A 23,692-nucleotide genomic window follows, 5' to 3' on the forward strand; every position below is an offset into this window, starting at 1 on the left:
TTGGTAAATAAATGTTTTTGAGGCATCCGGTTTAATTTTTGAGTGTAGTGCACTGGTAACATTCAGTTCTTTCCTTAAGATAAAGATATCTATACAATAAAGTAAAGACCTGATGATGAGGGGATAATATGAATACAACTATTGAAAATCGATTAATAACATTATTGAAATCACTTCCAATTTATTGGGAAGGTAACCAACTGAACAAATCAAAAGTAATTGAAGCAATTTTAAATTACGATGGCCAATTGATGAAATTACTTTTATCAGATGATTTGATTCGATCAACGTACTCAATAGAAATAGGAGGTACGGTGATCTTTAAGCAACAGGAATTTACTGATTTTTTTCGTTACAAGGATTACTGGGATAATAGCTATACGAGATTCAGTAACGAGATTGGGTTAACCAGTGAGGGTAAGTATCTCAAATATAACTCTGACGTAGTCCTTGATTTTCCTTTCAAAGACACCGTATTAGAAGGTGGAATGACAAAAGAGGAAGTCGGAAAAAATGAAGTGTTCTATCACACTGTGTTAGCTAAAGAAGAAATTGATATTATGCTTTCACCCAAAATACTTACAAATGCAAAAAAATATGATGGAAATGGTGAACATGTAGTTAGTAAATTAGAAGACACGGATAATTTAATTATTAAAGGGAACAATTTAATTGCTTTGCATTCTTTAAAAGAACGTTATGCAGGAAAGGTAAAACTAGTATATATAGATCCACCTTATAATACAGGGGGAGATAGTTTTAAATACAATGATCGTTTTAATCATTCAACGTGGTTAACATTCATTAAGAATCGATTAGAGATAGCGAAAGACCTTTTAGCAAATGATGGGTCAATATGGATTAATATAGATGATGATGAATCTCATTATTTAAAGGTTCTTGCTGATGAAGTGTTTGGGCGGGGGAATTTTATTAATAATGTGGTCTGGGAGAAAAAATACACTATTGCAAATGATGTAAAATGGATGTCCGATAATCACGACCATATTATCGTTTATGCAAAAAATAAAGAAATTTGGCGACCTAATCCCTTACCGCGTACCCAGGAAATGAATAATGCATATAAAAATCCCGATAATCACCCAAAAGGGCATTGGAAAGCAACCCCGCTTCATGCAAAAAGCGGTTCAGAGAGCAGTGCTAAGTTCACATATACATTTAAAAATGGTGTAACATTTACACCCCCTGCTGGTACCTTCTCGAGATACTCAAAAGAAACTTTGCAAAGAATGGATGAAAATAATGAGATATGGTTCGGAAAAGACGGAAAGGCTATCCCTTCAAGAAAAACGTTTTTATCCGAATTAAAAAATCAAGGCACGCCAGCTAAAACTATTTGGAGATTTGACGAAGTTGGACATAATCATGAAGCACGTGAGGAAATAAAAGCCCTAAATTTAGAAGAAGGGTTTGCAACACCTAAGCCTGAACGATTATTACAAAGAATCATCCACCTTGGTTCAAATATAGGTGATATTGTCTTGGACTTCTTTATGGGCTCGGCTACTACTCAAGCTGTATCCCATAAAATGAATCGTCAATTTATAGGTATTGAACAAATGGATTACATTAATGGAGTCTCTATTCCTCGATTAAAAAAGGTAGTTGACGGAGAACAAGGTGGAATTTCAAAAAAAGTTAATTGGCAGGGGGGAGGAAGTTTTGTATATGCAGAATTACTTGAATCCAATAAGGTATTCATACAAGAAGTAAGTAAAGTGTTAACAGAAGAAGCGTTGTTAGATGTGGTCAATAAGATGGAAGATAAAGCCTTCTTTAATTATAAAGTTGAATTAGACAAGCTTCTAAATGAGGTATTACCAAGCAAAGAGCTTTCTTTAGAAGAAAAAAGGAATCTTGTTTTGGAATCTTTGGATCACAATCAAAATTATGTTGCTTTTTCGGAAATAGATGATATCTTATATGGCATTTCAAATGAGACCAAAGCTTTTAATTATTCTTTTTACAGTAAAGAAACAGGTGATGCAAATGAATAAGGAAACACTTCATCATCAGATTGAAAATATATTAGGAATGTTTATTGGGAAAAACAATGAATTGATTGAACGACCAATAGTCCCTGCTTATATACAAAAGAACTTGAAGCACCAACTAAGGCCGTATCAACAAGCATCTCTAGAACATTTACTCTTTATGGAAGGGAAACCGTCATCCAATCATTTATTATTTTTAATGGCAACAGGATCAGGAAAAACGAATGTTTTAGCTGCTTCTATATTGTATTTTTATAAGCAAAAAGGATTTCAAAACTTTTTATTTTTCGTGAATAGCGATTCTATCATAAGGAAGACCGAAGAAAACCTTCTAAACCCCAATTCGACTAAGTATTTATTTAATCCTGAAGGAATAGAAATCGATGGTGAAGGAATCTCTATTCAAGTCGTTGACGTTTTTCCAAAAGAGAAAAATAACCAAACTATTTATTTGAAACTTACTACTATTCAGAAGCTTCATATTGACTTGACCCAGCCGCGAGAAAATGGCTTGACTTATCAGTCGCTAGCTGAAGAAAAGCTAATCCTACTAAGCGATGAGGCTCACCACATTAATGTACAAACGAAGAAAAAGGGTAAGAAAAAAGAGACAAAAGAGGAAGTTGAAGAAAAGAACTGGGAAATTACAGTCTCCAACATAATGAAAGCAAATCCTGAAAATCGGATGTTAGAGTTCACTGCTACACTTAATTTGAACAACGACCATCTTTTTGATAAGTACAAGGACAGGGTTCTTTTCCAATACGATCTCCCTCGATTTATGAATGATGGGTATTCAAAGAATGTACTCCTGGCTAAGCACAATGAAGATGATCAGAGCAAAATGCTTAAAGCGACTCTATTAAATCAGTACCGCAAGTATGTAGCCAATGAAAATGGAATCGACCTAAAGCCCGTGATAATGTTTAAATCAAATACCATTGCTTTATCGAAAGGCGCTAAAGAAGTTTTTACGCAAATGATTCAGGGGTTATCTGAACCGATGCTGAAGAAAATGGTACAACGTGAAATAAACGCTCATAGAGGTACGGCTACGGTATGGGAAGAAGTTTTTAACTACTACGACAGTACGGATTTATTAAGAGTTATTCGTGACTTGAGAAGTGATTTTACGCAAGACACTATTCTCGTCGTCAATTCTCAAGAGATTTTTTCGGAAAAAGACGCTGTACTTTTGAATTCATTGGAGGACATGAATAACCCAATACGGGCTATTTTTGCCGTCGCGAAGCTAAATGAGGGTTGGGACGTCCTAAATTTATTTGATATAGTACGTTTAAGTGAGAATGCTTCTATCACCCAGAAAGCCACTGATTCAGAAGCTCAACTTATTGGACGTGGCGCAAGAAATTACCCCTTTAAATTTAATGGGGAAAAGTCATTTCAGAGGAGATTTGATCTATCAGGAAGAAAATTGTCAGTACTTGAAAGCCTTCATTATCACACGATGAATGAGAGTGCATATATTAAGAATCTGATAAAATCATTAGATGCGGCTGGTATCCAAACAAAAGAAGAAAAATATAACCGATATGAAGCAAAATTAAAAAGTAAATTTAAAGAAAAACCTTTATTTAAGAATGGAAAAATCTATATAAACAGACGGGTCAAAACTACACCCGAAGATTACAATTCGTTTGAAAAATATTCTATTGACACTCGAGTGTCTTATAACTTTGAACGAACGGAAGAAGAACAATATGGGAAACGGTCACAGAGTAATACTATCCTTTCAGATTTATATACCGAGGTTCAACTTCCACTCAATAAAAGGATAATCCAAAAAGCAATACAGAGAAATCCTTTTTTCTGTTTCTCTGCATTGAGGGAATACATACCTTCTTTAGAAAGTATACGAGAATTTATTGAAAGTCCATCTTTTATGGGAGGATGCCAAATCTTTGTACGAATTCCAAGAGGAATGACTATTGATGATTTATCCAAAAAAGAGCAGTTAACATTTATCGATAAATATCTTCGTTACGTTGAAGAAAAAATGAAGCTCAATTATGCTAAGGAAAAAGGTACACCTGAATTTATTGGAGAGTCGTTTGCAAGTTATATTGAAGAAAGTTACGTTATAGAAACAAATAGTGTAAATACCAATAGTAGAACTCTTAACACACAAGTGATATCCTCCAGGAGCATGAGAGGGCAAGATTGGTATATCTATGATCAAGCCATAGGAAATCCGCTTGAATGGGCGTTAATTGAGGAAATCCATCAATTTTTAGAAAGCCTTCAAGAAAAGTACCAGAATATTTATTTAGTGCGGAACGAGCGGAGAGTTAAATTTCGTGAAATTGATGGTGTACGAGGATTTATGCCGGATTTCCTTCTTTTTATGGAGGATGAAGAGTTCACATATCAACTGTTCATTGAACCAAAAGGAAGTCATTTAAAAGCCCAAGATGAATGGAAAGAAAAGTTTATGCTTTCGTTAACAGAACGAGAGGATATTGAGGTTTTGCATGAAGGGAAAGAGGTAAGACTTATTGGCTTTAAGTTCTATTCGGATACAGCTGTAGATAAACAAGAATTCCGTGAAGACTTTGTGGAAAAATTGAATATCAAAGCACCCATACAAGAATTTAGATGGAGTTATTAGTAATTAACAAAAAGAATCTCTATGCTTTAAAGCATGAGATTCTTTTTGTTATGCAGGGTAAGGTATTAGTTTATTTTTTTTGCCCGTTCTAAAGATTTGCTCGCTTTCCTCTTTCTTTTTACCACTTGCTAATTTAGGTTTTAAGACCATTCTTTAATCCTAAAAAAATACCTTAATGGTATAATCATCCTATAGTTTCATAAAATGGGGGGATCTTAATGTTATTAAAACCAAAGCATGCAAAGTGTGATGATCGAGAGGAGCTATCCAAGCGACATGAAGTTGCAGGTGATGCGGAAGAATGGTTCTCATGGGAATTGTTAAACGAATACCAATTATCAGGAGTTAATTTTGACTTCTTTGTTAATTGGACTAGTTGGACTCATGGAAAGATATCTAATGAATTTTGGGTAAAAAGAAATGTAAGCGAAGACGAAATAAAATCAGTTTCAGCTGAAGTCATACAAGATTTGATTTATTCATGTGATTCAGAAGAATTTGTAAAAGATTTAGCCTTATTAGCGAAGGGTTCTCTTAAATATAAGCTCTTCAGAGAATCTGTAGATTGGGCAAACCAAACGGATGATCAATCTCCTATTTTATCAGTAGATATTGATGCAACAGGAAGAGTAAGTGCAGTAAGAAGAGAGAAACTTGGTACCTTAATGAGACAAATTCAAATACTTTCTGGTGGGACCGTAGGTGTTGGGACAAAGGGTCTCAAATACTCTTATACAAATCTAGAATGTTTTTTATCTAAGACTGATGCAGCTTGGCCAGGTGATGTAGACTTAATTTTGTTAGATAATGAAAAGAAACCTATAGCCATTCTTGAGTTCAAAAAACATAACAAGCATGATGAAATTGAGAAGCATAAATTTGAGGTGTATTATAAAAAAAAGAGGAGTGATAAAAGAAAATATAATCGGTTAGCCATACTCCGTGATGCATTAGGAGAGAATATCCCGTTTCTAGTTATTTATTATCCGACTAGGGAAGAATTCGATTACATTTTAATTGATGAAGTTTTAGGTGATGTTGGGAATCTATACGCAGGTAGAGATTGGAGATTAGATTTACCAATTGATAAAGCAGGTCAGAGTCAACTGATAGGAAAAATAGTTGAAATAATCCAAGATGATGAAAATAACTAAACTTATATCAAGGCACTCAACCATTTTGGTTGGGAGTCTTTTTTAAAATGTCATGTTAATATAAAAATGGTATAATATACTAATTAATTATGGTGACATTAAAGTAATTTTATACACTATTTTCGATAATGGAGGGTTAAAATGAGTGCATACTTTTGGAGGCAACAGGCTTTTTGGAATGATGTCGAATATGAAATTTTGATAAATAAGCCAAAAAAAATTGTTATTTCTAGCGCATATCTATCACTAACAGGTGTTGAGTATTTAAGAGATCTATGCAAAGAGTGTAACCTTAAAAGGGAGGATATCATTGTCTACTGTAGTATTGACTTTAATGACACAAAGCCAGCTGACATCTTAGAAGTACTGTGCTCATTTGCAAAACCCTTTTTGGTCGTAAATCCTTTTCTACACAGTAAGATTTATGAACTTCATTTTGAAGATAATATAATCTTTTACCATGGGTCTGCTAACCTGACTGAAGGTGGTATTTCTCGAAACTATGAATGCATGTCAAAAGATGTTCTAGAGCATTCACCGGTCTGTGATTTTTGGGAGCACCTTTCTGTTAATTCTGTTGAAGTAACTGAAGAAGTAATAGCTCTTTATGAATTACACCAAAAAACACTTCCTCTAAAGATCCAAAAGAATGCAGGAAAACTTCAGACTGATCTTGAAAAAATCAAAGAAAAGCAATACAAAATGAAAGCATATCCTGACTTAAGTGGATTTTATTTTGATGTCGACGATTATATTACCGTTTCAAAGGAATGGTACAAGGTTTCTAATTCTACAGCAACTAAGAGAAGGAAAGTCATTCAAGATAAATTGTTAGCACTTCATAAAGATATAGAGCCAAGGGTTAAAAAATGGGATTTACATCCTCATTACAATAAAGATAATATTTCAAGTGGAATTATTCCGTCTGTCTTTAATCATGGACGTGTAGGAGCGATATGGGTCAGGTACGGTAAGCATAAAGATGAATTAAATCCTTATGGTAGTGTTGAACGAAAAAACAGACGAGGAAATAAAGATCCAATTGAACAATTCCACAAACATGCATGTTTTCAGGTATCCTTCGTTTCAAATGGAATTGATTTGGGGATGTTTCATAGTACTGCGCATGATGGAATTGATCGTTATCATGTCCGTGAAAGATGGCATGAGATCAAAGGTGAAATCTCTCGGAATTATAACAGTCTTGTTGGAAACCAACTTTTATGGCATTTCTATGATGCAAAAAACGATAAGTTTAAGTACCAATTTGAAATTGATAAAGGAACCCTTGATGAGTTTCTTGACTTTTACACTAAATATGATGAAGATGGGCTGGAAAGTTTTTGTATGCGCCATTTTGAATCAGATGACGAGAGGATAAAAACAAAAGAAGGCATCCTAAAAGAGGCAATGAAGATATATGAGGTATTGATGACTTTATACAAAGCAATGACTTTTAGAATACCAACTTCTATGCGATAACATTTTAACCACTTTCTGAACACCAAGCATATAAAAGGCTATATATTATCTAGTTTACAAGGAACACAAAAAAATCCCGGTAAATCAGGCTTTTAGTAACTCATTTTGTTCCTAGTTTCTTCGTATTATATACACAAATAAAAGAACGCAATAAATTTGCCCTTCTTATCCGAGAGGGGGCTTTTATTGTAGGCTCTGTTAAACAATGATGTCAATTTCCTTGTTGAACTACCATGGGAGAACGGTAGATCTTCCATCTTCTGTGTTGCCATACTGTGGCATGGATGGCTAACGGGGGGGGGGGTTGAAGAAGCAAGGTATGCTAAACTAAAAAGAAAAAAGCGTTTCCTTTTCCATTTTTATTAATTAATTTTTTTACTATATATACATTAAAAGGTGGGTAAATAAATGACTATACATCATTCTTTAGAATATTACTTAAGTATAGGATGCTTACCATTTCTAGATAGATATCGATTAAAGGATATTAATTCTGAATATGGTTGTTCTATAGGTTTAGACGTATGTTTTCCGCTTTATAAAGTATTAGAGATGGATGCTCAAAGTTTAGATGGTACATGGAATGAAGTAAATGATTATGTTGCTAATGCCTTCCGAATTATTACTGATGAGTATGGTGAAGAACTAGAGATTGATGAAGCAGAAAAATTAAGGGATGTTGATAGGGAAATTATTCATGAAATTGAGTATCAGCAAAAAACACCACCTCCCGCTGCTTGCTATCCTATTTATTTTATATCGGTTGGTGATGATACAGAAGAACGACTTGTTTACGTTGGGATAACTTCCGCAAAAACACATCGCTTCACAGGCGGCCATAGTGCTGCACTGAAACTTCATGCACCTGAATATGAGGATCTTTCCAAACATATATATTTTGGTACAGTTGTCTTTTTAGACCATGAAAAAAAATATATGCCTTTAGAATTTATACAACCATTTGAAGATGCCAAAAGTCTATTAAGTAATTTAGAAGCTGGTTTAATTTATTATTTAAAGCCTGAATTAAATACAACCTATCTAAATAAAAATCATGCACGTTTTGATATGTTTGTAAATATCGAAAACCATTCAAGTAGACCTAATCTACTTAATAATAAGCAAGTCTCTATTCAAAGTTAATTTTTTATATTATTAGGTATCGGGTTTGAAATAAAGTTACGATGTTTTTCCCTTAGACAATTTGTATCTAAGGGTATTTTGTCTTTTTTAACTAATGGGGCAGTATTGAGGAGTTTTGAGTAACTTATATGCATGAGCTTACTTCTATTCATTCGAGTTTTATTACATTGTATGTTCAATCCAATATTGGTAAAATTTATAGAAAAAGGGGGTTATACAATGCTTAGATACATTGTTAAAGCAGAAAGTGAACATAAGGTGAGATACCCATTCAATATCGAAGGTAGCAAATATGACATTCAAAGAGTTTTTTTGACCAGAATAGCTGAAAATGCAGATGTCTATCAAGCAATAAGTGAAGAGGGTGCAATGAATCACGCTAAAAAGATTGAAGATTGGCTTAACACACATGCTGAACCTGAAGATATTGTTAAATGTTCGGTTATTCCAGTAGAAGTCATTATAAAAAATTATTAAACATCATTCTTCTAAAAGAATTTTTTTTGATAGATCTTATAGTTTACCTATTGAGGAAGAGCCTAAAACCTAACAAGACTTATTTATTGAGTGAACGGGGGCTTTAGTTAAACAAGCATAGGTTATTTTTGACCACATTCTGACCGCCAAACATACTTACCGATATTTTTTCTGATTTTCATTAAATCGAAAAAAGCCTGATAAATCAGGCTTTCAGTAAATCATTTTATTTCCGCTTTCTTCATATTTAATATATAAATAAAAGAACGTAAAAAATACGGTCGTAGAGGCGCTCGTCGTGCACCTCAGTTCTCAACGCATTAATTTACACACTTCAAAGGCTCTCAACCATTTTGGTTGGGGGTCTTTTTAAAGTGATTTTCAATTTGTTAAACGTCCTTACTGATGACTTAAATATCAAGCAAATCAATAGAACAAAAACTAATTAGTTGAACCAACAGAAAATTATGGGAAATTATACTCATTTAATATTGACGGGAGCTTGTGGAGGGGATTAGGAATTGGAGGTTGATGCGTATGCCTATGTTATATGTGTTATAGTAAATATTAAAATTGGGATATCGTGGAGGTTATGTGTATATGAGTAAAAAAATTATATTGGAAGATTCGATTATTATATTTGATTCAAGTTCCTTGTTAGATGTTTATAGATATTCTCTTACTAGCAGCAAAAGAATTTTAAACTATCTTGTTAAATATCATGATCTTATGTGGATTCCTAATCAGGTAAAAGAAGAAGTGACTAGGAATATGACAAAAGTTCGTTCTGAACATATGAATAAATACAAAAATTTACCCAAACGTTTAAAGAGTGAAATTAATGTTATGAAGAGCTCTTTCATAAATAAACTATCCAATTACAAAAAATATAATTTTGCAGGTATAAGTGATTTTGAAACGGAAATTGAGAAAAAGTTTGATGAGTTTAATCCAATGATTGAAGATTATATGAAATCTTTAAAAGAGGAAGAGGAAATTCACAAGGAGTATATATTTAAAGAAGCTGATAATTTCCTTCATCGAATTTTATCAAGTGATAAAGTGGGTGAGAAAATAGGACTTACCGAAATGATTGAAATTATTAGAGAAGGAGAGCTTAGATATAGGTACAATATTCCTCCAGGATATGAAGACTCTGGAAAAGAGGGCGGTATAAGAAAATTTGGCGATTTATTTATATGGAAAGAAATAATCAAAAAAGCCTCATTGGTTAGCAATAAAAATATAATTTTTGTGTTAAGTGATACAAAAGAAGATTGGTTTATAAAAAATGACGATACTCCTTCAGAAGAAGCAAGGGAAGAGTTGCTGGAAGAATTTAAAAGCGTTACCCAAGATAAGTCCATACAAATTATTTCAATGAGTAATTTTATTGACGAAATTAGTGATGATGATGATAAGGATTTGTTAGTAGACCTTAGAAAGACTAAAGTTGTTAACAAACTTTCTATCCCGTTACATTCTGTAGTAGAAGATTTTCTAGATGATCTGAATCAAGAAAGTTTGATTGACGATCTATCAATTAAGGCATCAAAGGAAATAAATGAAATTTTTAATTATGAGCTAAATACGGTAAAAATAAAAGGTGTTAGCGTAAAAAAAGAAGGGGAGGCTTACATATATAATTTGGAATTATTAGGTGAGGTCCATTTTTCATGTGCTTCTTATTTTGATGGAGTTGCTTCACATGGAAGTATTAATTGTAATGTAATTTGTTATGTTCAAATAGCAAGAGGATACAATGAGGAAGAAAAAGAGTTTATCGAAGGATTTAATAAAGGGATTGGTTCAAAGCCCAATCATTATATGGCAAGTTTTGAAGATGTAATTTATAGTTGGGGTAATGACTTTGATATAGATGAAAATGACTTTGATATGGATGATAAGAGTGGTCAGGAGAATAGTTATTATAGTGAATGTGGACAATGCGGTGGTGGTATTAATCACTTTAATGATGCAGGTAATGGTTTTTGTATAAAATGTACTAGGGAATTTGAAAAGTAAAGTAAGGATATAAGGAACAGTTCAGTCGATAATATCATCAGAACTTTAATGTGAAAACGGGTATGAGTGGAAATTCTAAGAAATTCATATTGTATGTGGAGGTATTGTTATGTCAAGAGCAGTAACTGGTGATCACGTTTTGTTTAATGAATGTATTACGATGTTTCGTCCAGAAAATATTGAGATAAAGGAAGATGGAGAGCAGTTAAATGGGTACCTATTATTAGACTTCCGTTTAAATGAAACTCTAAATTTTCGGTATTTTAGTATCGAACCATCAATTGAAGTGACGCTCCCAGGAGCATATTCTGCATTCGTTGCACCAGTAAAATTACCAAAATGGTGTAACTGGTCTCATAATGCTCACTTATTTACCATTGCACTCGCTGCTATTTTTTCATTTGTATCAGGAAGACCAGTTAAGGCACCGAGAGATGGTTTAACTAATCGTGAGCAATTAACTGGTGATTCTTTAGGTGAACTAGCTGTTCAATTTCCTGTCATAACTGCGGGTCCCGGTGCACATGATACTCGAATTTCTAAGAAGAGTTCAGATGACTTGTATAAGAGGTTACAAGAAATCACTGAAGTGCTTTTTAGTGTCTCGTATAAACAATATATCACTGCCATGCAATCAATAAGGCTTGTTCATTTAGCTCATTTGAATAAGCGGGATGACTTTGGTTTAGCATATTATCTATTAGTATCATCTATGGAGTCTTTAGCAGGTAAAGCGATTAAAAGTAAAACGATTGCTAATAAACATCCTAATGAAGATGTTTGGAAAAAAGTAGCGGAAAATGACGCTGATTTTGCTGATTTATTTCATGAATATATTGCTGAGAAAGGAAAAAACAAGTTGATTGGTAAACGGTTTGAAAAATTCATATTAAAATATTGTCCACCAAACCAATGGAATGATTTACAGCATCCTCAAGAAAACTCCGTAAGCTATATTGAAGAGTTGACAGGTAATAGACAACATGAGTGGATTACAAAGAAGCAGTGGTATGAGATTTATCCTGAAGACTTAACTGATGATGAAATAAGTAAACTATTGAAGGATTTATACGTCCATAGATCAAACTTTACTCATCGAGGAGAAAATCCACCCCATCAGCATCCAAATAGTCATAATAGATTTTTTGATGGTGATACAGTGATTAGAAACGAAAACGGTGATTTAAAAATTCTTGAGATAATCCTACCTAATTTTCAACTTATATCATTTATTTCAAATCGATCAATCACTAACTATTTAAAAGAAAAAGTAATCAAATGATAATTATGCTATAAAAAGAGTATTTTCAATAGTTATATTTTTAATTAGATAAAGTTCTTTATAATTTTGAAACAGAAACAGTTTGTACAGAAGAACTAATCAGATTATGTAATCAAATGGAAAATGAAAACTATCTAATATAAGCTTTTTATTTAGACAAAAGGGAACTATCGTTAAACTAACGATAGCGATTCTTTTAGAGCGAAAGCATGATAATTAATATAAATGAACCCAACTATATGCAGAGGTTTTCAGTGGATTTTATGACCACTTTTTGACCCTGAAATATATAGAAGGGTATAGTAACTCATTTGTGATTTTTCTTTAAAAAGATTTTCAAATTAGCTTTTATACGATTTTCTTTTTTCATGTTTCTTCATATTATATGCACACATTTAAGAACGTAAAAAATACGGTCTAAAAGCTTTTTAATTTTGGAAAAGGGTAAGGAAAAGTCCTTACCCAATGATCATAAAAAATGCTCATAGTTTTGCTCATAGTTTTTTTTTCTTCTGTTTTGAAATATTTTAAGTAAGAGATGAAAACCCTAATATATCAATGATATTATAAATCTATTATCTTCTATTTTATACCTTGATGAATGGGCGGCATGATGTAATAGAGTTTTAAATCCCTTTGATATAGGGGTTTAAAGAGTATTTAGAAATAAATGCTCACCTATTTGCTCACCTAACATGTGAATATCTTTAAAGTTGAAGGTCTTCCATCAGTTTACTGAACTGATGGGAGGCCTTTTCTTCCATGTTGTCAGTCATATGAGCATAGATATTCATCGTTGTTTGAATATCTGTATGTCCTAATCGTTGTTGAATTTCTTTCAACCCCACCCCTGCTTCGATCAGTAAGGATGTATGCGTATGCCTGGTTCCAGCTAGCATTTAGGTTCAGCTACAAAAACATCTGGAAACAAGAAAAATCAATTACTGATCTCTACACTGCCAGCGTGGTAAAGTGTAATGTCCTATCCTATAGTTTACTAAAGGGTCCGGATACTTCTCTATATCAAGGTTTGGAAGGTGTTTGGAAGTGTTGAAATGAAATGTGATTTATGGTAGTTTTCTATAGTGCGTGACCAAAATGTTACCAGTAAGTGACTAATAATTTGATATAAAAACTGCATTTTTTGTATAGGAAACAGTAAATTTTGAGATGTGATGGTGTGCCAAATATAGAAATATAAGCCCCCTTTGAGTAACAGCCAAGGAGGGCTTTTTTATATGAGTAATTGTTGAACGGGTAATACCTATTAACCTAATAAATGTTGATATGTTGAATAGGCAACATTGAAGTGAAAAAAGGATGAACGTAGGATTAGTATTGAATGCAGTGTACTGTGATACGTGGATTATAAAACGTTCTTTAGAAAATGTTTTGGATTGAGTGGGAGCTTTGTTCCCTCGACTGTTTTGTAGAGCTCATTCCCTTCTTTTATGTACGGGTGCCCAGCCGCCAGGAAGTGAATGGAGGGAAAAGGAAGGAAGCTGAAAGTCAGCAAGGACAAAAAACATCTGAAACCCACTTATTACCAAAGAACGGGTTTGCAAGAAATTATTTCCGAAAGTGATAAAAGTAAAAGCGGGAAACCCTGAATTATCAATGTTTTTCCCGCTTTTTATCATTTTATATTTGAGTTACATATAATCATAAACAGAGTCATCAAAATAGAGCCAGTGATAATATTCAATCTGTGAATCTGTCATCTTGGAAATGTCTTTCTCATTGAATTTTTGTTGCTCAATTAATTTCTGCACTTTGGAATTTCTTTCTACCCGGCTCATCTTAAATCCTCCTTATAGTATGAGAAGTAACGAAGTATTTAAATGTTGAAAACGCTTTCTTTTTTTCTTGTTTTTATTATATATCTCAATGTGAGATTAAACAAATATCAAATATAGATGATTTTTAAGGAAATAATATAGAAATGGTATTTATCTATTTACTTTGAAGTAGTTAATGAGGCAAGGTCGAATTGCCAAAGCCTGAGTTTTGTTAAGGATTAGGGATTTGATTCAAAAGTTGGACACAAAAAAGTGGGGATTATGTTGCTTTTCAATTAACCGTTGTTTCATTTAATACCATCTGCTCACGCTTGTGTGCTTGAATAAGGCGACAAGTCCATCGTCAATCATGATTGTACGGATTGACTTTTTTGTTTTTGGGGTTAGGAGCTGATAACCTGTACTTTTGTTATTTGGATTATAGTATGTTTTGGGGATTCTTATAGTTTTCTTAGTAAGGTCCTGGTCTGTCCATTTTAATGCTAACATTTCGCCTAAGCGCATACCGGTATATGCAAAAGTAGCAAAACATAGATAGTCTAGATATAATCCTTGTTTGGTTGAGAAAATCGAAAATTTGAATAGGACTCCATTCTCCATCTACAAGAAATTCAATAAAGTCGCCTTCACAAAGTTCTATTGATCCCATATTTTTATTACACTCCCTTTATGATGAAGGGGCTGTCCCAAAAGGTCTATTTAACATGACCTTTTGGGACAGCCCCTTACTTCGCAGAACCCTTATTCTATGAATTGGATTTTATGATGCGCACGGCATAAGTGGTTTGCCGCGTTTGTTTGCTCTCTCAGAATCAGTTGCCTGTCTTTCAGTTTTGTCCTTCGAATGCTAGCTAACGATGATTCCTATCTCCAATGCTTTCTGGACGGCTTCTTCCTTGTTGTGTACTCCTAGCTTAATATAGGCCGAGGAGGCGTAGTTTCTGACCGTGCCGTCCGACAAATACAGCTTGGACGCTATCGACTTGTACCGGAGCCCTTTGGCAACAAGCTGCAATATTTCTATTTCCCTGTTAGTCAGATCATAGTCGTTGGTGGCTTTCAATTGCGTAGATTTGACGCTCTTATCAAGCTTCTTGAATATTTTATGGGACATCCCTCGATCGATTAATGTGCCTCCTCTGTGAATAAGCCGGATGGTATCGGCCAGCTCTAACGGTTCGGCTGATTTTAGCAGGAAGCCGTCCGCACCACTGCGCAGTAAGTCCAACGCTTGCTCCGCATCCTGAAACGTCGTGAAAATCAATACGCGAATATGCGGCCATTGCTGCTTGATCATTTTGGTTGCCTCGGATCCATTCATGCGTGGCATATCCAAATCCATTAGCACTACGTGAGGCTGGAGGCGTCCGCACAGGTCGACGGCTTGTTCGCCATCCTCTGCCGAGCCGACTACGTTCAAGTCTTGGTACTTGTCGAGCAGCACCTGCAGACTTTCCCGAATAAAGGGTTGGTCGTCGACGATCAACAGCTGAATAAGGTCGTTCTCCATTTCCGCTTGTCGCGGCAACGTACAGGTGACAAGCGTACCGGCCCCTGGTTTCGTATAGACGAACACTTGACCTTGCAAATTCATGGCCCGCTCCTTCATCGCGCTCATGCCGAAGCCCTCCTGCCATTCTTCCATCCCTCTTCCGTTGTCATGCACCTCCAATCTTATATCTTGGTGCCCAAATTTCAAAGAAACGGTGATATCCGTCGCCTGACCGTGACGAACCGCATTCGTAAGCGACTCCTGCAAGCAGCGAATGAACGCCATTTTCGCTTGTCGGGACAGTCGGGACTCCTCGCCGAACGTACGAAAGCTTACCTCGACCCGGGCATGCTCCTGAAATTCATCTCCAAGCTTTTGCAGAGATTGGACCAAGGAAAGCGACTGCTGTGGAGACTCCATTTGATGCAAGTAGCTCCTCACTTCCTCTATACTTTTGCGGCCCAACTCAAGCAAGGAATCCAGTCTCTGTATACCCTTTTCAGTAGCAAGCTCGGAGCGGAACGCTTCCATTCCCATGATGATGGAAGTATAAGCATGACCGACAGTATCGTGAAGTTCTCTCGACATCCTGTTTCGCTCTTCTGCCAGCGTAATACGCTCGATTTGGGACATATATTGCTCAAGGACCGCGTTTTGCTTGCGAATCGTTTCATTTTGCCGATGATTGACGGTCAATAAATGAAAAGCGAATCCCATCACATAAGCAAGTCCGTAGTAGATTACCATTAACCAATAGCTGTTATTTGGAGAAACAACATAAAAAATTCCGGGTATTACCAGGACCGTTGCCGGTGCCGTCCAATGATAAGAAAGACGAGCGCTATTCGCTGCGATCAGAAAGACTGATACAAGAAATGAAGGGAAAGCTTCCGGAAACAACGAGGTTAAATGTACGGATAGCCCGCCAAAGAGCAGTATCTCGGTGAATAAATAATATTTGTAGTCGAGTAGCAAGCAAACCCAGGGAATGGATAAAGCGGCAATCTCCCAAAAAATAACGATCCATAAAGGCAGCGCTAAACCTTCCTGAAATCTGATCGTCGTGAGAATGAGCGAAACGCTAGTAATAAGGCGGAGCCCAAGCATAATCCAATCATACCAAAAACATTTTTTGACCATTTCCAACAATTCTTTCCCCCCTAAGTCTATCTGTTTGACCCCTATAGTATTATAAACCAAACCTTTGTGCAGTGTGTATAATTGGCTGTTTACGCTCCGTCACCTGCACAAAGGTCGGAAAAAATAGCTATCGGTCTAGCTGTTGAATCATGGTTCGCGTATAACCTCCGAATGTTTTCGCCAACTGGTCACCCAACTTGACGCTTATTGCGGCAAGCACCGCTCCCAGAACCATGATAAGGAGTGATTTCGCAAAAGTATCTACTTGGATGAAAATGACATTCATATCGATGTATCGATACAAAATTGGTGCCAACAGGAATGCAAGCGGTGTTAAATAGAGAACGGCTACACTGACGAGACTGACGAGTCCGATCACCAACTTCTGCATTAACCAAAAGACGGCGAGCCAATTGCGACGATCCGTAAGTTCTAATTTGGCATGAACCCAAATCGATGCATCCGTTGTTATTTTTTTGTCGTAAGGTGCTGTCGTAATATCTGTATAAATTTTCGTCTGCGTTCGTTCGAATTGGATGAAGGTTGTCGTAGTTCGCAATACTCGTGTAAATAGTGGAATGCCGATTACTATAAATGAAAGACTTAAACTGAACGACAGAGCTACCATATAAAAGCAAAAGTAAAACAAGCCTGTAACGAAAGTTAATAATAAAAAATAACCATTTTGGATGAAACCTGATTTCATAAGGTTCATCGCTCCTCTCCGTTTATTAGCGGTATTGTATGGTTTGGCTTCTTCCGTCAACCACACCAGTGAAAAAGTGTTATGTGACATTTTCGGAATATATCCAACCTGCTCAACCTCAGCAAAAAAAGTAAACGCCATAGAAGGAACACTGTTCTGAAGTTGTTAATGATTTGACTACGGTTTTCTATAGGTGAATCAGCTCCTCTTTAAAAAATAGGTTGGTGCGGTTGCCTACTGCTCCATACTAACCGCACAGCTGTCATCTCCACCAGTGACAACATGTCATCTTTTCTTTGTGACATGTTGGCGCTGATCAACACGTTAGAGAGCATTGCATGTCACATGAAATAGTGAAGATTTGTAACTAGCTTAAATGATAGTTAGTGAGTGACAATTGGATTACTGAAGACGATGCAATATGCTTGTATGCAGAAAGTCGTACTTCAAAAAAACCCATGAGGTGAATACCATGAACAAAAGAAGGAAAATGATTTACGGTGGAGTTGCCTTAATGCAAAGTGCAGCGATCCTAACTACAGGTTGCAGTACGAGACCAGCTGAAAAGTCGGATCTAATAGGAGCAACCCAACCAGTTGAGACAGCTCAAATATCTCAAAATAGTATTTCAAAATCACTTGAATTGCAGGCGAAGCAACTGAAGACGTTAGATCCGAAACAACCATTGGATGATTTAAAACCGCTAAAAGACATGATAGGGAATGCAAATTATGTTGGTTTAGGAGAGGCTACTCACGGAAGCTCGGAGATTTTTATGATGAAGCATCGCCTCGTGAAATATTTGGTCACTGAGCTAGGCTTTACCAATTTTGGGATTGAAGAGGATTGGGGCAACGGTTTAAAACTGAACGAGTATATCCAAACGGGAAAAGGCGACCCTAGGGAGTTTTTGAAGCTGTTGTACCCAACTGATGAGATCGTCGCTATGGTAGAATGGATGCGAAAATACAACTCTGATCCTGTAAATAAAAAGAAAATCCAATTCATCGGACTCGACTTAAAAATGCTGGATCAAAGTGTCTTCGATAAAGTGATCAACTATGTAAAGGAACATCATCCTGATTTACTGCCGGAAGTCGAGCAAAGCTACAACGAGTTGTCATCTGTGGCAGGTAATCTACAGGAATATATGAAGCTGACTACTGAAGTGAAAGAAAAGCATATGGCTAATGCGCAAAAAGTAGTCAAACTACTTGAAGACAAAACGAAGTCGAATAATGAGACTGATTCACACGAGCTAGCTTGGGTGAAAGGAACGACTAAGGTGATAGAGAATTTTACGAAGATGGGGATTCCGGCTGACTATCCGAGCATGGTGAAGCTGCATGATCAGTATCTAGCCGAGCACGCTGTTTGGGCTCAAGAAAAATTTGGCGGCAAAACGATGGTTTGGGGGCACAATATTCACATAGCTAAAGGTGTTATCACTGAGAAGATGTATCCTAAAGTCGCCGGGGAGTTTCTGAAAGAACGTGTAGGTAATCAATATGTAGCAATTGGCTCCTCCACCACGGAAGGCAAATTTACAGCATATAAATCATTCAGTGAAAATAAGATTGCAGCGGATACCATTCAGAAGAACGAGAACAGCTCCAATCATATGTTTGGACAAGTTCATTACGATCAGTTCCTGTTAGATCTTCGCAACTTGAATGGATCCGCGCAGCAATGGGCAAAAGAAAAGCAGCCATTCTTTGATGGCGGTGCACAGATCAACCCTAACGTACCGCAATATGATGATGATGTTTCCCTTCAAGAGCAATTCGACATTATGGTTCATATTCAAAAAACGACCCCTTCGCATATCAAGTAATATGAAATAAAAAAGACTAGCCCTTAACTTGTTACCAGGATGAGGGATTGCTTGCTAACGTAAAAGTTCACTTTGATTCGAATATTAAAGGGAAAGCATCAACCGCAATTAATTACACAGTGACATTTCTAAATGAAGGAAAATATGATCAAGTCAGGTTAGAGGTTTACAACGACCAAGGAAAGGAAATTCCCTTGTTTTCAGATAGCATTGATTTAGAGACTAATAAATCTGAAAATCATATAACTGTAAAAGGAAGAACGATAATTCCTCAGTCTCGAAAAAGAAAAAACAAGTTATTTGGAAATTCACCCAAAAGTAGCACTGCATGAAAAAAATCAGTTTGTTACATTGGAACAGCAGACTCCTATTAAAATACAGTCTGATCGACAAAATCTATCCGTAACATTGGGAAAAATGAAATAAAGATAATTTAACCGTCGATTTCCAATATAACCATGGCGATATGAGAAATTGGAATTTTTCGTTTTTTAAAGATTTTGCACGTGATGAAATAACTTTAGTTAAAGAGTCTATAAAGAACCGATGAAACATTCAATCAAAGTAATAGATGAGAAAGAATTAAGATTCCGAAGCAGATTTGATATCGGTACAGTTAGTGATTTTAGTAAAGACAATTATGTAATAAGAGTTAATTTAGACCCACTAAGTGCGAATATACCACTTGAATCTTAAGAATCTATTAAGAAATAAGTGAGTTTTAGGGCTAGAATAAATTCATCTTAAAAGTAATAAGAAAATTAATGGTTAACGGAAATCCCTAGGCCATGTCAAAAAAACTAATAAGTAAGTATTTCAGGAGGTTTTTATGAAAAAGAAAGTGATTATTGCACTTGGTGCTTCTGCTATAATACTGGCTAATTTTGTAGGAAGTACTTATGCAGATTCGAAAACAGAAGTTCCTGTTACAGCTCCCTACAATACAAATCAAATGGCGGAATGGTTAGAAGCCCATGCAAAGCCTTTAAAAACAACTAATCCAACTGCACCTCTTAATGATTTAAAACAACTTAAGAATATGGTAGGTTCAGCTTCAATTGTAGGTTTAGGTGAAGCTACGCATGGGGCTCATGAAGTTTTTACTATGAAACACCGCATTGTTAATTATTTAGTATCTGAAAAGGGCTTTATCAATTTAGTTTTAGAAGAGGGATGGGATAGAGCTTTGGAACTTGATCGATATGTTCTTACTGGTAAGGGAAACCCAAGCCAACATCTATCACCTGCATTTAAGACGAAAGAAATGTTATATCTACTTAGTTGGATTCAGCAATATAATGCTAATCCAAAACATAAATCTAAAGTGCGTGTCATTGGGATGGATATTCAATCAGTAAACGAGAATGTTTACAATAATATAATAGAATATATAAAAAGAAACAATTCAGATCTTGTGCCTAAAGTAGAAGAGAAGATAAAAGGTCTTATTCCTGTAACAAAGGATATGGATACCTTTGGCAGCCTTCCGCAAAAAGAAAAAGAAAAGTATATTTCAGATGCTAAACAAATCAGTGCGTTATTAGAACAAAATAAAAGTTCTCTAAATGGAAAATCAAAAGAGTTCGCATGGATAAAACAAAATGCCCGTATTATTGAACAATTTACTACAATGTTAGCGTCACCACCTGATAAACCATCGGACCTTTTTTTAAAACATGATATTGCAATGTATGAAAATGCGAAGTGGACTGAAGAACATTTAGGAAAAACCATTGTTTGGGGACATAATGGACACGTTTCGAAAACAAACATGATTCCTTTTATATACCCTAAAGTAGCTGGGCAGCATTTAGCAGAATATTATGGAAAACAGTATGTATCTATTGGAACATCAGTTTACGAAGGGCAATATAATGTCTATAATAATGACGGTGAATTTGGCCCATATGGAACATTAAAATCAGATGATCCAAACAGTTATAACTACATCTTTGGACAGGTCAAAAAAGATCAATTTTTTATTGATTTACGTAAGGCGAACGGAGTGACAAAAACTTGGTTAAACGAACAACATCCAATTTTCGCTGGAATAACTATGGAAGGCCCTGATATACCAAAGACTGTTGATATATCATTAGGTAAATCGTTTGATATACTTGTTCAAATTCAAAAAGTGAGTCCATCTCAACTACATCAATAAATTTGTAATAATGTGGCTCAACGAGGTGTAGTACTGATGGTAGTGTTGAGTGTCAATAGAGTGAAAATGTCAGTCATGTTATTCCATTAAAGAGTCATTAGATGGAATAAGTGTTTTCAAATTAAAGGGGATGTGGGGTAGAAACACATCGCCATCAAACTAAGGTTTTGAAGTACCCCCTAAATGGAAATTTTCTGTCTTTACATTTAGTTATTTTGAGGAGTCAGCTCATTTTTGTTTTGGGATTTTTTTTTGGCTCTCGGGCACAGATGCTCCTTCAACCCTTTATAGAAGCGATTTCGAATGTAAGGAATAGGTAAGGAAAAAGAGATTCTCATTGTATTTGATAAAAGAGGAAATAGGTACCCTATATATGGAAAAAAAGTGTGTTTTTAGGAAAAGAAGTAATTTCTATGGTTAACATGCATGTGGAAAAAGAGGGATTTACCGTTGGTTAGGACACAATGATGTTTGTGAAAATAATAATTAGTAAGATAATTGCAAATTCAATGTAGTTTGCCATTGGTAGAGTTGATGACTGTGTGGTTAGAGCTATCAACCATCTATACAATTAAATAGAGGAGAGGAATGCCTTATGAAAACTCGTAGTCAAATTACATGTGGAAGTCTAGCACTTTTAATAGCTGGAAGTTCCCTGTTATACATAACACCAACCTCAAAGGCAGAACCCATGCAAAATGTATCTAGTTCGCTACAAACAAGTACTCAACGAGATCGTACTTCCGTCAAGGAAGCAATGCGGGACACACTGCAACTTGGATACCCGGGAATACTCGCTAAAATTTCCAAAGGTGGTAAAACTTGGGGTTATGCCGCTGGGATAGCTGATCTGAGAACCAAGAAACCAATGAAAACAGATTTTCGCTTTCGCATTGGCAGTGTGACGAAAACGTTTATTGCAACAGTTCTACTTCAATTATCTGGAGAGAACCGTTTGAATCTAGACGACCCTATTGAAAAATGGTTGCCTGGTGTTATTAAAGGAAACGGATATGATGGTAACCAGATTACTATCCGGCAGATATTGAATCATACAAGTGGTATCGCTGACTATGTAAAGTCAAAAGACTTTGATATTATAGATACAAAAAAATCATATACGGCTGAAGAATTCGTAAAGATGGGGATTTCTCTTCCCCCAGACTTTGCTCCAGGAAAGGGTTGGTCTTATTCAAACACAGGATACGTAGTACTGGGGATCCTTATTGAAAAAGTAACTGGAAACAGCTATGCGGAAGAGGTTGAAAATCGGATTATTGAACCGCTTGATTTGTCAAATACATTCCTACCTGGCAATTCAAGCGTTATTCCAGGCACCAAGCATGCCCGTGGATATTTCCAACCAGATGGAGCAAGTGAGCCAAAAGACGTTACTTATGCTAACCCAGGTAGCTCGGATGGAGATATGATTTCTACTGCTGACGACTTAAACAAATTCTTCTCTTACTTACTAAGTGGCAAATTACTGAAGGAACAGCAACTAAAACAAATGCTTACTACAGTTCCTACAGGAAGAGAAGGAACTGGTTTTGGTCTTGGAATCTTTGAAATTAAGCTTCCAAGCGGCGTCTCGATATGGGGACACAAAGGTGGCGTTCTAGGGTTTTCCACTTTTGCGGGTGGCACACTTGGAGGCAAGCATACATTGGCCGTCAATTTGAACAGCCTTAACAATAGCCCTGATCCTTTTAAAAATATTTTACTTGCTGAATTTAGCAAGTAGGCAAAAAGGAAAACAAGATAAATTTTGTTATAGTTTTATAGTTAAAAATATGCCTTTTTGGTCCAACAAACTTACTCAAAAAAATTGGGGGATTTTGGAATTACGGTGACAAATGCTAATAATCTATTAAAACAAATTCCTCCCTAAAATAAAAAAACACACTATTCTTTCTCTAGAATCATAGGAAAGGATGGTGTTTTTTTCACTTGGGAATAAAGCAATTTTTTAAGTTGATGGATGTGTTGTAGGACCCCATTGCCATCAAGTTAAAGTTTTGTAGTAATCCCAGAACGAAATTTTGGACTTTCTAGTAACTTATAAGCTCAATCTTCGTTTTGGGGGATGACCTATTTTTGAAGTTGGATGTGCAAAATAGCACTCAAAATTAGTGCAAAATAACGCCGAAGTTACAGGCAGGTTAGCAAGATTATGAAGGTTTGTACTTAAACTAACGGGTGCGTTAGCGAATTAAGAAGGTCAAAGGGGAGGGATTGTAGTGCTTACTCAGAAAGGTAAAGTTATCGCTAAGCGTGAGGGAACAGACCGAATAAATTCAGTATGAAGTAAATTGACTATGCTCTAAAGTTGTAGAAAGTCATTCATACAAAG

17 protein-coding genes and 1 pseudogene are annotated in these 23,692 nt (G+C 35.6%); 13 read left to right on the top strand and 5 right to left on the bottom strand.

What is annotated here, in order from left to right:
* Positions 1–128 precede the first annotated feature (128 nt).
* The 9 genes from NYE65_RS14250 (at position 129) to NYE65_RS14285 (ending at position 12,207) form a co-directional block, all read left to right on the top strand.
* Positions 129–2,018 carry a site-specific DNA-methyltransferase gene (locus NYE65_RS14250; protein WP_340861099.1) on the top strand — a complete coding sequence of 630 codons (1,890 nt, stop codon included), beginning with the start codon at positions 129–131 and terminating at the stop codon, positions 2,016–2,018.
* The gene (locus NYE65_RS14255) at positions 2,011–4,644 is read left to right on the top strand and encodes a DEAD/DEAH box helicase family protein (RefSeq protein WP_340861100.1); all 2,634 of its coding nucleotides are present in this window, start codon (positions 2,011–2,013) and stop codon (positions 4,642–4,644) included. Before NYE65_RS14250 ends, NYE65_RS14255 begins: the two co-directional genes overlap by 8 nt.
* A 218-nt stretch (positions 4,645–4,862) precedes the next feature.
* Complete coding sequence (locus NYE65_RS14260; protein ID WP_340861101.1) at positions 4,863–5,798, top strand: hypothetical protein; 936 nt, start codon at positions 4,863–4,865, stop codon at positions 5,796–5,798.
* Between the two features lie 141 nt (positions 5,799–5,939).
* Positions 5,940–7,280, top strand: coding sequence for a phospholipase D family protein (locus tag NYE65_RS14265; protein WP_340861102.1), 1,341 nt, complete (start codon positions 5,940–5,942; stop codon positions 7,278–7,280).
* A gap of 408 nt (positions 7,281–7,688) precedes the next feature.
* Positions 7,689–8,423: a hypothetical protein gene (locus NYE65_RS14270; protein ID WP_340861103.1), complete on the top strand. Its 735-nt coding sequence runs from the start codon at positions 7,689–7,691 to the stop codon at positions 8,421–8,423.
* 219 nt (positions 8,424–8,642) lie between these two features.
* Positions 8,643–8,900, top strand: a complete 258-nt coding sequence (locus tag NYE65_RS14275; protein ID WP_340861104.1) for a hypothetical protein — start codon at positions 8,643–8,645, stop codon at positions 8,898–8,900.
* A gap of 258 nt (positions 8,901–9,158) precedes the next feature.
* Positions 9,159–9,224, top strand: coding sequence for a 30S ribosomal protein S9 (rpsI, locus tag NYE65_RS27250; RefSeq protein ID WP_445670451.1), 66 nt, complete (start codon positions 9,159–9,161; stop codon positions 9,222–9,224).
* A gap of 276 nt (positions 9,225–9,500) precedes the next feature.
* Positions 9,501–10,925, top strand: coding sequence for a PIN-like domain-containing protein (locus tag NYE65_RS14280; RefSeq protein ID WP_340861105.1), 1,425 nt, complete (start codon positions 9,501–9,503; stop codon positions 10,923–10,925).
* Between the two features lie 109 nt (positions 10,926–11,034).
* Positions 11,035–12,207 carry a hypothetical protein gene (locus NYE65_RS14285; protein ID WP_340861106.1) on the top strand — a complete coding sequence of 391 codons (1,173 nt, stop codon included), beginning with the start codon at positions 11,035–11,037 and terminating at the stop codon, positions 12,205–12,207.
* A 707-nt stretch (positions 12,208–12,914) separates the two neighbouring features.
* On the opposite strand, the pseudogene NYE65_RS14290 reads toward NYE65_RS14285, so the two are convergent.
* The 5 genes and pseudogenes from NYE65_RS14290 to NYE65_RS14310 all read right to left on the bottom strand — a co-directional run.
* A pseudogene (locus tag NYE65_RS14290) lies at positions 12,915–13,091 on the bottom strand (tyrosine-type recombinase/integrase); the annotation flags it as partial.
* A 768-nt stretch (positions 13,092–13,859) separates the two neighbouring features.
* Positions 13,860–14,006 carry a BH0509 family protein gene (locus NYE65_RS14295; protein ID WP_141554917.1) on the bottom strand — a complete coding sequence of 49 codons (147 nt, stop codon included), beginning with the start codon at positions 14,004–14,006 and terminating at the stop codon, positions 13,860–13,862.
* Between the two features lie 291 nt (positions 14,007–14,297).
* Positions 14,298–14,606, bottom strand: coding sequence for a tyrosine-type recombinase/integrase (locus NYE65_RS14300; RefSeq protein ID WP_340861107.1), 309 nt, complete (start codon positions 14,604–14,606; stop codon positions 14,298–14,300).
* 247 nt (positions 14,607–14,853) lie between these two features.
* Positions 14,854–16,647 (bottom strand): hybrid sensor histidine kinase/response regulator transcription factor, encoded by a 1,794-nt coding sequence (locus NYE65_RS14305; RefSeq protein ID WP_340861108.1) that lies wholly within the window; start codon positions 16,645–16,647, stop codon positions 14,854–14,856.
* 118 nt (positions 16,648–16,765) lie between these two features.
* A complete protein-coding gene (locus tag NYE65_RS14310; RefSeq protein ID WP_098865430.1) occupies positions 16,766–17,344 on the bottom strand; it encodes a sensor domain-containing protein in 579 nt (192 codons plus the stop codon).
* A 472-nt stretch (positions 17,345–17,816) separates the two neighbouring features.
* Between NYE65_RS14310 and NYE65_RS14315 the strand changes: the two genes are divergently transcribed.
* The 4 genes from NYE65_RS14315 to NYE65_RS14330 all read left to right on the top strand — a co-directional run bounded on the left by NYE65_RS14315 (position 17,817) and on the right by NYE65_RS14330 (position 23,083).
* Positions 17,817–19,178, top strand: coding sequence for an erythromycin esterase family protein (locus NYE65_RS14315; RefSeq protein ID WP_340861109.1), 1,362 nt, complete (start codon positions 17,817–17,819; stop codon positions 19,176–19,178).
* Positions 19,179–19,225: 47 nt separating this feature from the next.
* Positions 19,226–19,510, top strand: coding sequence for a hypothetical protein (locus NYE65_RS14320; protein WP_145507000.1), 285 nt, complete (start codon positions 19,226–19,228; stop codon positions 19,508–19,510).
* A 497-nt stretch (positions 19,511–20,007) separates the two neighbouring features.
* Positions 20,008–21,339 carry an erythromycin esterase family protein gene (locus NYE65_RS14325; protein WP_340861110.1) on the top strand — a complete coding sequence of 444 codons (1,332 nt, stop codon included), beginning with the start codon at positions 20,008–20,010 and terminating at the stop codon, positions 21,337–21,339.
* Between the two features lie 595 nt (positions 21,340–21,934).
* Positions 21,935–23,083: a serine hydrolase domain-containing protein gene (locus tag NYE65_RS14330; RefSeq protein WP_340861111.1), complete on the top strand. Its 1,149-nt coding sequence runs from the start codon at positions 21,935–21,937 to the stop codon at positions 23,081–23,083.
* Positions 23,084–23,692: the final 609 nt, after the last annotated feature.

The organism is Peribacillus sp. FSL R5-0717 (assembly GCF_038002945.1).
GTDB lineage: Bacteria > Bacillota > Bacilli > Bacillales > DSM-1321 > Peribacillus > Peribacillus frigoritolerans.